Annotated in this window: 6 protein-coding genes; all 6 read left to right on the top strand. The window is 26.2% G+C overall.

Annotated features, from left to right (window positions below; genetic code table 11):
* The first annotated feature begins 1,429 nt into the window (after positions 1 to 1,429).
* The 6 genes from AB0T67_RS00030 (at position 1,430) to AB0T67_RS00005 (ending at position 13,571) form a co-directional block, all read left to right on the top strand.
* Entirely contained in the window at positions 1,430 to 2,401 is a 972-nt protein-coding gene (locus AB0T67_RS00030) for a hypothetical protein (RefSeq protein WP_369218594.1), read from the top strand.
* A gap of 2,023 nt (positions 2,402 to 4,424) precedes the next feature.
* A complete protein-coding gene (locus AB0T67_RS00025; RefSeq protein WP_369218596.1) occupies positions 4,425 to 4,691 on the top strand; it encodes a CRISPR-associated protein Cas2 in 267 nt (88 codons plus the stop codon).
* An 11-nt stretch (positions 4,692 to 4,702) separates the two neighbouring features.
* The gene (locus AB0T67_RS00020; RefSeq protein WP_369218595.1) at positions 4,703 to 5,119 is read left to right on the top strand and encodes a hypothetical protein; all 417 of its coding nucleotides are present in this window, start codon (positions 4,703 to 4,705) and stop codon (positions 5,117 to 5,119) included.
* Between the two features lie 1,969 nt (positions 5,120 to 7,088).
* Positions 7,089 to 8,060 carry a hypothetical protein gene (locus AB0T67_RS00015; protein WP_369218594.1) on the top strand — a complete coding sequence of 324 codons (972 nt, stop codon included), beginning with the start codon at positions 7,089 to 7,091 and terminating at the stop codon, positions 8,058 to 8,060.
* A gap of 1,250 nt (positions 8,061 to 9,310) precedes the next feature.
* Positions 9,311 to 10,516: a TOPRIM nucleotidyl transferase/hydrolase domain-containing protein gene (locus AB0T67_RS00010; RefSeq protein ID WP_369218593.1), complete on the top strand. Its 1,206-nt coding sequence runs from the start codon at positions 9,311 to 9,313 to the stop codon at positions 10,514 to 10,516.
* Between the two features lie 2,188 nt (positions 10,517 to 12,704).
* Positions 12,705 to 13,571: a hypothetical protein gene (locus AB0T67_RS00005; RefSeq protein ID WP_369218592.1), complete on the top strand. Its 867-nt coding sequence runs from the start codon at positions 12,705 to 12,707 to the stop codon at positions 13,569 to 13,571.
* Positions 13,572 to 14,040: the final 469 nt, after the last annotated feature.

Here is a 14,040-nt window from a genome sequence, read left to right as displayed (position 1 = left end):
AGTTTTAAGCGGAAACGTGAAAAAAGGCGGAAATTAATTAAGGTGGAGTTTTAAGTAGAAACGTAAAAAAGAAATAAAACGGAAAAATTGAAAATTAAGAAATGAGAAATATAGTTAGAAAATCACTAATTACAACAACATATATAATTTATTGCTAGTACTAACCTACTTACGAAAATCCTTAGGGATTTTCTATTCCGTTTTTATTTACTAAATTAGTTGCTCGAAACACGCAACAAACCATATATAAAACCGTTGGGTTTCATTAGAAAAAAAAATAGTTAAAATTTGAAAATTTAGTTTTTAAATAAAGTTTAAAATAGCTGGAAAAATATTCAGAAAAAAACTTCTTTAATTACCTCATGAAATCGCACAAGAAATCATTTTGAAAATTATAGTTTTTTAAGAGTATTTTTTTACATTTTGAAAAATTCTAATTGAAAAATGTTGTGTGAAAAAGTCATTTTGAAAACTATGGTTTTTTTTAAGAATATTTTTTGCATTTTGATAAATTCTGATTGAAAAATGTTGTGTAAAAATAGAAGTCTGAAATGAAAGAGTTTTAAAATCAAATTCTACATTTTTTACATTTTGAAAAATTTTAGAAAATATGAAAAATAGGAATTGAAGCTCAAAACGTGAAAATTAAAACCGTAAATTTAAAAACTTTGAGAAAAATATGAGAATTAAAAAAAACAGCTAGAAAAAAACACAAAAACCATAAAACGAAAACCCAACAATATGCATAGTTCATTGCTTGTTGATTTTCTTTCAGAAAATCCTCGCGCATGTTGAAGTTTTAGTTTTTTAAACTATATTAGTGCTATGATTTCGCAACGAAACCATGCACAAGCACGTTGGGTTTCATTAGGAAAAAAATCGTTGAAATTTGAAAATTTAGTTTTTAAATAAAGTTTAAAATAGCTGGAAAAATATTCAGAAAAAACTCTTTTAATTACCTCAGGAAATCGAATAAAAAATCATTTTGAAAATTATAGTTTTTTAAGAATGTTTTTTACATTTTGAAAAAGTCTAATTGAAAACTGTTCTGTGAAAAAGTAATTTTGAAAACTGTTGAGTGAAATGAAAGAATTTTAAAATCAAATTCTACATTTTTTACATTTTGAAAAATTTTAGAAAACATGAAAAATTGGAATTGAATCTCAAAGCGTGAAAATTAAAACCGTAGATTTAAAACTTTGAGAAAAATAATTATTGAAAAATATGAGAATTAAAAAAAACAGCTAGAAAAAAATACAAAAACTATAAAACGAAAACCCAACAATATGCATAGTTCATTGCTTGTTGATTTTCTTGCAGAAAATCCTCACGCACGTTGAAGTTTCAGTTTTTTAAACTATATTAGTGCTATGTTTTCGCAACGAAACCATGCACAAGCACGTTGTAGCACATTACTACCCATTGAAATATGAGCGATGATATAATAAGAGATTTCCCAAATTTAAATGATGCAAAAGAAGCAATTGAGAGAATAAAAGAAAAAGGGTTTCCTAACTATGATAATTTTAAAAACCACAATGAATATATCAAAGTTGTATCGGATTTAATTACAGAAGAATTTGGAAACTTACCGAACTTCCTTTCAATACTTCCACGAAAGAATTTTAAGATGGATATTTTTCGTGTTAGACCTTTGGACGATATCCAAAATATTAATCTCTTTTCGCAACACAGTTATCCACCAATAAATGTTGTTGGATTTGGCAGATGTAATTTTCCGAATTACCCAGTGTTCTATGGCTCTAATAACCCGCTTACAGCGTTGCTTGAAGTTGCAAGAGAAAATGGTGGCACTAGTAAAAAATATTGTATTTCAAAATGGAATATAGAATCCGAAAATGATATAATATTTCAGAGTTTTATTCAAGCTAAACTTATTGAAAATAGTGACTACGATGGATTGAGAGAGTCACAAAGAAAACGAATAAATGAACCTTTCAAAGGAAAATTAACTCAAGGACAATGCGATGGAATAATATTGCTATTAGAGTTTCTAGATACCTGTTTTATAACTGACAAGAAATATGCTGTTTCATCATGTTTAGCTCATAGAGCAATTTATTCAGAGCACAATTTGAAAACAGATATTCTAATGTATCCTAGTATACAAACTCAATATACTGGAATAAATTTCGCAATAAATCCTAGTTATGTAGATAATTATATGCAACTGAATAGATTGTATATTATGGAATTAGTCAAATACAACCCTGAAACACGTGAAATGAAATTTTCATTAAGCCAATATGGAGAAATAAAAGGAAATGGTATTACTTGGAAAAGTATAAATCCCAATGACCAAAATTATTTAAATCTTGTAGAAGATGATTTTAACGATTTATTAGGTCTAGATTCGGAATCTAGTTTTGAGGAAATATAAAACGTACTACAACACCGTATATAATTTATTGCTAGTACTCGCCTACTTACGAAAATACTTAGGGGATTTTCTATTCCGCTTTTATTTACTAAATTAGTTGCTCGAAATACGCAACAAATAATATACAAAAACGTTGGGTTTCATTTGAGAAAAAAATAGTTAAAATTTGAAAATTTAGTTTTTAAATAAAATTTAAAATAACTGGAAAAATATTCAGAAAAACTCCTTTAATTACCTCATGAAATCGCACAAGAAATCATTTTGAAAATTATAATTTTTTTAAGAGTATTTTTTTACATTTTGAAAAATTATAATTGAAAACTGTTGTCTGAAAAAGTCATTTTGAAAACTATGGTTTTTTTAAGAATATTTTTTGCATTTTGAAAAAGTCTGATTGAAAAATGTTGTGTGAAAATAGAAGTGTGAAATGAAAGAGTTTTAAAATCAAATTCTACATTTTTTACATTTTTGAAAAATTTTAGAAAATATGAAAAATAGGAATTGAAGCTCAAAACGTGAAAATTAAAACCGTAGATTTAAAACTTTGAGAAAAATAATTATTGAAAAATATGAGAATTTTAAAAAACAGCTAGAAAAAAATACAAAAACCATAAAACGAAAACCCAACAACATATATAATTCATTGCTCGTTTATTTTCCTTCGGAAAATACTCGCAAACGTAGATGTTTGAGTTTTTTAAACTATATTAGTAACTTGAAACACGCAACAAATCATATATAAAAACGTTGGGTTTCATTTGAGAAAAAAATAGTTAAAATTTGAAAATTTAGTTTTTAAATAAAGTTTAAAATAGCTGGAAAAATATTCAGAAAAAAAACTCCTTTAATTACCTCATGAAACCGCACAAGAAATCATTTTGAAAATTATAATTTTTTTAAGAGTATTTTTTTACATTTTGATAAATTATAATTGAAAACTGTTGTCTGAAAAAGTCATTTTGAAAACTATGGTTTTTTTAAGAATATTTTTTACATTTTGAAAAAGTCTGATTGAAAAATGTTGTGTGAAAATAGAAGTGTGAAATGAAAGAGTTTTAAAATCAAATTCTACATTTTTTACATTTTTGAAAAATTTTAGAAAATATGAAAAATAGGAATTGAAGCTCAAAACGTGAAAATTAAAACCGTAGATTTAAAACTTTGAGAAAAATAATTATTGAAAAATATGAGAATTTTAAAAAACAGCTAGAAAAAAACACAAAAACCATAAAACGAAAACCCAACAACATATATAATTCATTGCTCGTTTATTTTCCTTCGGAAAATACTCGCAAACGTAGATGTTTGAGTTTTTTAAACTATATTAGTAACTTGAAACACGCAACAAATCATATATAAAACCGTTGGGTTTCATTAGAGAAAAAAATCGTTGAAATTTGAAAATTTAGTTTTTAAATAAAGTTTAAAATAGCTGGAAAAATATTCAGAAAAAAACTCCTTTAATTACCTCATGAAACCGCACAAGAAATCATTTTGAAAATTATAATTTTTTTAAGAGTATTTTTTTACATTTTGATAAATTATAATTGAAAACTGTTGTCTGAAAAAGTCATTTTGAAAACTATGGTTTTTTTAAAAATATTTTTTGCATTTTGAAAAATCCTGATTGAAAACTGTTGTGTGAAAATAGAAGTGTGAAATGAAAGAGTTTTAAAATCAAATTCTACATTTTTTACATTTTTGAAAAATTTTAGAAAACATGAAAAATAAGAATTGAAGCTCAAAACGTGAAAATTAAAACCGTAGATTTAAAACTTTGAGAAAAATAATTATTGAAAAATATGAGAATTTTAAAAAACAGCTAGAAAAAAATACAAAAACCATAAAACGAAAACCCAACAACATATATAATTCATTGCTCGTTTATTTTCCTTCGGAAAATACTCGCAAACGTAGATGTTTGAGTTTTTTAAACTATATTAGTAACTTGAAACACGCAACAAATCATATATAAAACCGTTGGCATTCATACAAAAACAGCATATTAAGAAAATAAAAAATAATGAAAAACACATATTTAATATCATATGATATGGCTGAGGGAGGAAATTACGATGACCTCTACAAAGCAATAGAAGATTATGGTACTTGGGCAAAGGTAACAGAATCCTTATGGGCAATTAAAACTGAAAAAAAAGCAACAGAAATCAGGGAAAATCTGGGACAATATTTCCCTAAAGGTAGCAGACTATTTATAGTTAAATCTGGTGTAGAAGCTGCTTGGAGAAATGTAATTTGCAGTAATGAATGGCTAAAAGATAAACTCTAAAATCTGACAGAATGGAAGACAATAAAAATATTAGTCAAGCGACTGAGTCAGAAATAAAACAAGGGAAAATTGTTGAAAAAACTAAACCTAATAAAGAAAGTTTATCTGATGAAAATGTTAAAGTTAAACGACATAAATTTGATTCGTTAACTATTTACGAAGTAAGTGAATCGGAATTAGATATAATTGAAAAAGGTTCTCCTTCTTCTATATATTTAAACTTCGCAATTTTTTTAATATCAGTAGCAGCTTCTTTTTTAGCTTCTCTATTGACAAATGATTACACGAATAAACAGAATACTTTTATAGTATTTCTTGTAATTACCATTTTAGGGTTTATTATTGGTTTATTCCTAATTATTCTTTGGTTGAGAACTAAAAATGATTTTGATGAAGCAATAAAGAAAATCAAAGAAAGAGTTAGCTAATAAAAGTACGAAATGCCAACAACGTATATAAAAAATAGCGGTTTTGGTGCTCAAATGAAAGATAAATTGTAAAATAAAGGTTAGTTATAAACTGAAAAGTTAGTGCTTAAAAATCCGCTACTTTTCATATATAAGACCGTTGCCAAAAACTCAGAAAAATAAAATGCTGAAAACCAATATTACGGAATAAAAAAGTCGAATTGACATTTTACTTAAATTTAATAATTTAGAATTTATTGAAAAACCCGAAGTTTATAAAATTGAAAATAAATATCGCGGAATTTAAAACGTAGAATTAAAGTTTTACTCAAATTGAATAGTTTAGAAAATATTGAAAATTTAGAGGATTATAAAAACTGAAATAAATATCGCGGAATTAAAAACGTGGAATTGAAATTTCACTTAAATTGAATAATTTAAAAATATTGAAAATTTAGAGGATTATAAAAACTGAAATAAATATCGCGGAATTAAAACATGGAATTAAAATTTCACTTAAATTGAATCATTTAAAAAGATTGAAAATTTAGAGTTTTATAAAAACTGAAAATAAATATCGCGGAATTAAAAAATGCTGAATTAAGTTTTGCTAAAATTCAATAATTTAGAAAATATTTAAAGTTTAGAATTTAAACAAAAAATCGCATTTGGCAACAACATATATAATTCATTGCTCGTTTATTTTCCTTCGGAAAATACTCGCAAACGTAGATGTTTGAGTTTTTTAAACTATATTAGTAACTTGAAACACGCAACAAATCATATATAAAAACGTTGGGTTTCATTTGAGAAAAAAATAGTTAAAATTTGAAAATTTAGTTTTTAAATAAAGTTTAAAATAGCTGGAAAAATATTCAGAAAAAAAACTCCTTTAATTACCTCATGAAACCGCACAAGAAATCATTTTGAAAATTATAATTTTTTTAAGAGTATTTTTTTACATTTTGATAAATTATAATTGAAAACTGTTGTCTGAAAAAGTCATTTTGAAAACTATGGTTTTTTTAAGAATATTTTTTACATTTTGAAAAAGTCTGATTGAAAAATGTTGTGTGAAAATAGAAGTGTGAAATGAAAGAGTTTTAAAATCAAATTCTACATTTTTTACATTTTTGAAAAATTTTAGAAAATATGAAAAATAGGAATTGAAGCTCAAAACGTGAAAATTAAAACCGTAGATTTAAAACTTTGAGAAAAATAATTATTGAAAAATATGAAAGTAAAAATTTAAAAAAACAGGTAGAAAAAAACACAAAAACCATAAAACGAAAACCCAACAACATATATAATTCATTGCTCGTTTATTTTCCTTCGGAAAATACTCGCAAACGTAGATGTTTGAGTTTTTTAAACTATATTAGTAACTTGAAACACGCAACAAATCATATATAAAAACGTTGCCAAAAACTCGGAAAAATAAAACGCTGAAAACCAATATTTCCGAATAAAAAACGTGGAATTAAAGTTTTGCTTAAATTAAATAATATAAAAAATATTGAAAATTTAGAATTTCATAAAAAATGAAAACAAATATCGCGGAATTAAAAATGTAGAATTGAAGTTTTAATCAAATTTAATAATTTAGAAAATATTGAAAATTTAGAGTTTTATAAAAAATGAAAAGAAATATCGCGGAATTAAAAAAGGCTGAATTAAGTTTTGCTAAAATTCAATAATTTAGAAAATATTAAAAATTTAGAGTTTTATAAAAAATGAAAAGAAATATCGCGGAATTAAAAAATACTGAATTAAGTTTTGCTAAAATTCAATAATTAGAAAATATTGAAAGTTTAGAATTTAAACAAAAAGTCGCATTTGGCAACAACGTGCATAATTCATTGCTTGTTGATTTTCTTTCAGAAAATCCTCGCGCATGTTCAAGTTTTAATTTTTTAAACTATATTAGTGCTGTAATTCCGCAACGAAACCATGCACAAAACCGTTGTAGCACATTACTACCCATTGAAATATGAGCGATGATATAATAAGAGATTTCCCAAATTTAAATGATGCAAAAGAAGCAATTGAGAGAATAAAAGAAAAAGGGTTTCCTAACTATGATAATTTTAAAAACCACAATGAATATATCAAAGTTGTATCGGATTTAATTACAGAAGAATTTGGAAACTTACCGAACTTCCTTTCAATACTTCCACGAAAGAATTTTAAGATGGATATTTTTCGTGTTAGACCTTTGGACGATATCCAAAATATTAATCTCTTTTCGCAACACAGTTATCCACCAATAAATGTTGTTGGATTTGGCAGATGTAATTTTCCGAATTACCCAGTGTTCTATGGCTCTAATAACCCGCTTACAGCGTTGCTTGAAGTTGCAAGAGAAAATGGTGGCACTAGTAAAAAATATTGTATTTCAAAATGGAATATAGAATCCGAAAATGATATAATATTTCAGAGTTTTATTCAAGCTAAACTTATTGAAAATAGTGACTACGATGGATTGAGAGAGTCACAAAGAAAACGAATAAATGAACCTTTCAAAGGAAAATTAACTCAAGGACAATGCGATGGAATAATATTGCTATTAGAGTTTCTAGATACCTGTTTTATAACTGACAAGAAATATGCTGTTTCATCATGTTTAGCTCATAGAGCAATTTATTCAGAGCACAATTTGAAAACAGATATTCTAATGTATCCTAGTATACAAACTCAATATACTGGAATAAATTTCGCAATAAATCCTAGTTATGTAGATAATTATATGCAACTGAATAGATTGTATATTATGGAATTAGTCAAATACAACCCTGAAACACGTGAAATGAAATTTTCATTAAGCCAATATGGAGAAATAAAAGGAAATGGTATTACTTGGAAAAGTATAAATCCCAATGACCAAAATTATTTAAATCTTGTAGAAGATGATTTTAACGATTTATTAGGTCTAGATTCGGAATCTAGTTTTGAGGAAATATAAAACGTACTACAACACCGTATATAATTTATTGCTAGTACTCGCCTACTTACGAAAATACTTAGGGGATTTTCTATTCCGCTTTTATTTACTAAATTAGTTGCTCGAAATACGCAACAAATAATATACAAAAACGTTGCAAGTAATGGCGGAATTTCAGCCTGAAATTCCTAATTAGTGATTTATCTTTTCTAGAAATTAATATTGAAAAATATTACGCTGGAAAAATTGAAAATGACTTCTACTCTATTTTTAGAAAATAAACCCTAAAAAAGAAAAAAAACAGAATTGAACGCTGAAAAATGAATCGTGAATAAATAGGCGGAAATTAATTATGGTGGAGTTTTAAGCTGAAACGTGAAAAAAGCAGAATTTAACGCTAAAAATAAATCGTGAATAAATAGGCGGAAATTAATTAAGGCGGAGTTTTAAGCTGAAACGTAAAAAAAAAGAGAAATAAAACGGAAAAATTTAAAATTAAGAAATGAGAAATTTAGTTAGAAAATCACTACTTGCAACAACATATATAATTTATTGCTAGTGCTAACCTACTTACGAAAATCCTTAGGGGATTTTCTATTCCGTTTTTATTTACTAAATTAGTTGCTTCAAACACGCAACAAACCATATATAAAACCGTTGGGTTTCATTTGAGAAAAAAATAGTTAAAATTTGAAAATTTAGTTTTTAAATAAAATTTAAAATAACTGGAAAAATATTCAGAAAAACTCCTTTAATTACCTCATGAAATCGCACAAGAAATCATTTTGAAAATTATAATTTTTTTAAGAGTATTTTTTTACATTTTGAAAAATTATAATTGAAAACTGTTGTCTGAAAAAGTCATTTTGAAAACTATGGTTTTTTTAAGAATATTTTTTGCATTTTGAAAAAGTCTGATTGAAAAATGTTGTGTGAAAATAGAAGTGTGAAATGAAAGAGTTTTAAAATCAAATTCTACATTTTTTACATTTTTGAAAAATTTTAGAAAATATGAAAAATAGGAATTGAAGCTCAAAACGTGAAAATTAAAACCGTAGATTTAAAACTTTGAGAAAAATAATTATTGAAAAATATGAGAATTTTAAAAAACAGCTAGAAAAAAATACAAAAACCATAAAACGAAAACCCAACAACATATATAATTCATTGCTCGTTTATTTTCCTTCGGAAAATACTCGCAAACGTAGATGTTTGAGTTTTTTAAACTATATTAGTAACTTGAAACACGCAACAAATCATATATAAAAACGTTGAGAATATTATCAGAAGAACTTGAAGTTTATTCTTTTCGTACACCAACTGATAGACAACAAAATTTGCGTAAAGTAGACATATATAAATTAATTATAGATGCTTTTTTTACAATTAGAAAACTGCATAAAAGACAAGGAGAACATTGGTTAGAAATAAATGATTTAAGTAGTGGAGAAAAACAAAAAGCAATTATAGAAGTAACTCATAGCTTAATAAAAAACCATAGAGAGAACAGCGATAACTTGATAATAGCAGTTGATGAACCTGAAAGCTCATTACATATGTCTGCTTGTTTTGACCATTTTATGAAAATGAGTGAAATCTCAGATGAATCACATCAATTTCTTTTTTCAACTCATTGGTATGGATTTCTCCCTATTATTGAAAGAGGAAGTGTAACCGCTATTACCAAAACAGAACAAAATCATAGATTTGATTTAATTAGTTTAGCCAATTATCGAGAAATGGTTAAACAACAAATTAGAGAATCTAGAGGACAACTTCCATATGATATTCGTCTAAAAAGCATGAATGATTTTGTTCAATCTATTGTCTCTTCAATCTTAGATGATAATCCATTTAATTGGATTATCTGTGAAGGAAGTTCTGAAAAAATTTATTTTGACCATTACTTTAAAGATTTAAGAAGTGACAATAAACTAAGAATAATTCCAGTTGGTGGAGCAAATGAAATTAAAAGAATTTATGAATATCTTGTGGTTGCAATAGATGAGTTTAAGCGTGAAGTAAATGGAAAAATTGCGTTTATTCTTGATACTGATGCTGATTTAGTTTTATTTAACTCACAATGTACTTCTAATATATTAATCAAAAGATTAGTAAATATAAATGGAGAAACAACTCTAGTTAATATTAACTCAAATCCAAAATCACCACCAACAGAAATAGAAGATTCATTAAATGGTAAAGCATTTTTTAAAGTTTTAAAAACGTTTAAAGAGGAATATCCTGAGCAACTAGATTTTGTAAATTTGGAATCTGAAAAAGAGGAAACACCTTCTTTTTTCGCTTTAGATTTAAGACCGAGTGAATATGAAAATCTTCTATCTTTTTTTGATTCTGATAACAATAAATATGATTTTGCCAAAAAATTCATAGAAGAATTAGAATCAGAGGAAGAATACACAGAAATGAATTGGATAGGAGAAATAAAAGTATTCTTTGAAAATAACGCAAGCTAACAACGTATATAATTTATTACTAGTGCTAGCCTACTTACGAAAATCCTTAGGGGATTTTCTATTCCGCTTTTATTTACTAAATTAGTTGCTCGAAAAACGCAACAAATAATATACAAAAACGTTGCAAATAATGGCGGAATTTCAGCCTGAAATTCCTAATTAGTGATTTTTCTTTTCTAGAAATTAATATTGAAGAATATTACACTGGAAAAATTGAAAGTGACTGCTACTCCATTTTTAGAAAATGAATCCTAAAAAGAGAAAAACAGAATTGAACGCTGAAAAATGAACCATGAATAAATAGGTGGAAATTAATTAAAGCGGAGTTTTAAGCAGAAACGTGAAAAAAGGAAGAAGTTAACGCTGAAAATAAAGAGTGAATAAATAGGCGGAAATTAATTAAGGCGGAGTTTTAAGCAGAAACGTAAAAAAGAAAGAGAAATAAAACGGAAAAATTGAAAATTAAGAAATGAGAAATTTAGTTAGAAAATCACTATTTGCAACAACATATATAATTTATTGCTAGTACTCGTCTACTTACGAAAATCCTTAGGGATTTTCTATTCCGTTTTTATTTACTAAATTAGTTGCTTCAAACACGCAACAAACCATATATAAAACCGTTGTAATTAATGGCGGAATTTCAGCCTGAAATTCCTAATTAGTGATTTATCTTTTCTAGAAATTAATATTGAATAATATTACACTGGAAAAATTGAAAATGACTTCTACTCTATTTTTAGAAAATAAATCCTAAAAAAGAGAAAAAACAGAATTGAACGCTGAAAAATGAAGCGTGAATAAATCAGTGGAAATTAATTAAGGCGGAGTTTTAAGCGGAAACGTGAAAAAAGGCGGAAATTAATTAAGGTGGAGTTTTAAGTAGAAACGTAAAAAAGAAATAAAACGGAAAAATTGAAAATTAAGAAATGAGAAATATAGTTAGAAAATCACTAATTACAACAACATATATAATTTATTGCTAGTACTAACCTACTTACGAAAATCCTTAGGGATTTTCTATTCCGTTTTTATTTACTAAATTAGTTGCTCGAAACACGCAACAAACCATATATAAAACCGTTGGGTTTCATTAGAAAAAAAAATAGTTAAAATTTGAAAATTTAGTTTTTAAATAAAGTTTAAAATAGCTGGAAAAATATTCAGAAAAAAACTTCTTTAATTACCTCATGAAATCGCACAAGAAATCATTTTGAAAATTATAGTTTTTTAAGAGTATTTTTTTACATTTTGAAAAATTCTAATTGAAAAATGTTGTGTGAAAAAGTCATTTTGAAAACTATGGTTTTTTTTAAGAATATTTTTTGCATTTTGATAAATTCTGATTGAAAAATGTTGTGTAAAAATAGAAGTCTGAAATGAAAGAGTTTTAAAATCAAATTCTACATTTTTTACATTTTGAAAAATTTTAGAAAATATGAAAAATAGGAATTGAAGCTCAAAACGTGAAAATTAAAACCGTAAATTTAAAAACTTTGAGAAAAATATGAGAATTAAAAAAAACAGCTAGAAAAAAACACAAAAACCATAAAACGAAAACCCAACAATATGCATAGTTCATTGCTTGTTGATTTTCTTTCAGAAAATCCTCGCGCATGTTGAAGTTTTAGTTTTTTAAACTATATTAGTGCTATGATTTCGCAACGAAACCATGCACAAGCACGTTGGGTTTCATTAGGAAAAAAATCGTTGAAATTTGAAAATTTAGTAATAAAAAATCATTTTGAAAATTATAGTTTTTTAAGAATGTTTTTTACATTTTGAAAAAGTCTAATTGAAAACTGTTCTGTGAAAAAGTAATTTTGAAAACTGTTGAGTGAAATGAAAGAATTTTAAAATCAAATTCTACATTTTTTACATTTTGAAAAATTTTAGAAAACATGAAAAATTGGAATTGAATCTCAAAGCGTGAAAATTAAAACCGTAGATTTAAAACTTTGAGAAAAATAATTATTGAAAAATATGAGAATTAAAAAAAACAGCTAGAAAAAAATACAAAAACTATAAAACGAAAACCCAACAATATGCATAGTTCATTGCTTGTTGATTTTCTTGCAGAAAATCCTCACGCACGTTGAAGTTTCAGTTTTTTAAACTATATTAGTGCTATGTTTTCGCAACGAAACCATGCACAAGCACGTTGTAGCACATTACTACCCATTGAAATATGAGCGATGATATAATAAGAGATTTCCCAAATTTAAATGATGCAAAAGAAGCAATTGAGAGAATAAAAGAAAAAGGGTTTCCTAACTATGATAATTTTAAAAACCACAATGAATATATCAAAGTTGTATCGGATTTAATTACAGAAGAATTTGGAAACTTACCGAACTTCCTTTCAATACTTCCACGAAAGAATTTTAAGATGGATATTTTTCGTGTTAGACCTTTGGACGATATCCAAAATATTAATCTCTTTTCGCAACACAGTTATCCACCAATAAATGTTGTTGGATTTGGCAGATGTAATTTTCCGAATTACCCAGTGTTCTATGGCTCTAATAACCCGCTTACAGCGTTGCTTGAAGTTGCAAGAGAAAATGGTGGCACTAGTAAAAAATATTGTATTTCAAAATGGAATATAGAATCCGAAAATGATATAATATTTCAGAGTTTTATTCAAGCTAAACTTATTGAAAATAGTGACTACGATGGATTGAGAGAGTCACAAAGAAAACGAATAAATGAACCTTTCAAAGGAAAATTAACTCAAGGACAATGCGATGGAATAATATTGCTATTAGAGTTTCTAGATACCTGTTTTATAACTGACAAGAAATATGCTGTTTCATCATGTTTAGCTCATAGAGCAATTTATTCAGAGCACAATTTGAAAACAGATATTCTAATGTATCCTAGTATACAAACTCAATATACTGGAATAAATTTCGCAATAAATCCTAGTTATGTAGATAATTATATGCAACTGAATAGATTGTATATTATGGAATTAGTCAAATACAACCCTGAAACACGTGAAATGAAATTTTCATTAAGCCACGTTGCAAGTAATGGCGGAATTTCAGCCTGAAATTCCTAATTAGTGATTTATCTTTTCTAGAAATTAATATTGAAAAATATTACGCTGGAAAAATTGAAAATGACTTCTACTCTATTTTTAGAAAATAAACCCTAAAAAAGAAAAAAAACAGAATTGAACGCTGAAAAATGAATCGTGAATAAATAGGCGGAAATTAATTATGGTGGAGTTTTAAGCTGAAACGTGAAAAAAGCAGAATTTAACGCTAAAAATAAATCGTGAATAAATAGGCGGAAATTAATTAAGGCGGAGTTTTAAGCTGAAACGTAAAAAAAAAGAGAAATAAAACGGAAAAATTTAAAATTAAGAAATGAGAAATTTAGTTAGAAAATCACTACTTGCAACAACATATATAATTTATTGCTAGTGCTAACCTACTTACGAAAATCCTTAGGGGATTTTCTATTCCGTTTTTATTTACTAAATTAGTTGCTTCAAACACGCAACAAACCATATATAA

The sequence above is a fragment of the Tenacibaculum salmonis genome, assembly GCF_041053065.1.
In the GTDB taxonomy this organism is placed as follows: domain Bacteria; phylum Bacteroidota; class Bacteroidia; order Flavobacteriales; family Flavobacteriaceae; genus Polaribacter; species Polaribacter pacificus_A.
This window is presented reverse-complemented; position numbering and strand designations above follow the sequence as displayed.

What these genes read in the sequence shown, in the direction of transcription:
- AB0T67_RS00030 (WP_369218594.1), top strand. Translation starts at nt 1,430, where the DNA reads ATGAGCGATGATATAATAAGAGATTTCCCAAATTTAAATGATGCAAAA.
- AB0T67_RS00025 (WP_369218596.1), top strand. Translation starts at nt 4,425, where the DNA reads ATGAAAAACACATATTTAATATCATATGATATGGCTGAGGGAGGAAAT.
- AB0T67_RS00020 (WP_369218595.1), top strand. Translation starts at nt 4,703, where the DNA reads ATGGAAGACAATAAAAATATTAGTCAAGCGACTGAGTCAGAAATAAAA.
- AB0T67_RS00015 (WP_369218594.1), top strand. Translation starts at nt 7,089, where the DNA reads ATGAGCGATGATATAATAAGAGATTTCCCAAATTTAAATGATGCAAAA.
- AB0T67_RS00005 (WP_369218592.1), top strand. Translation starts at nt 12,705, where the DNA reads ATGAGCGATGATATAATAAGAGATTTCCCAAATTTAAATGATGCAAAA.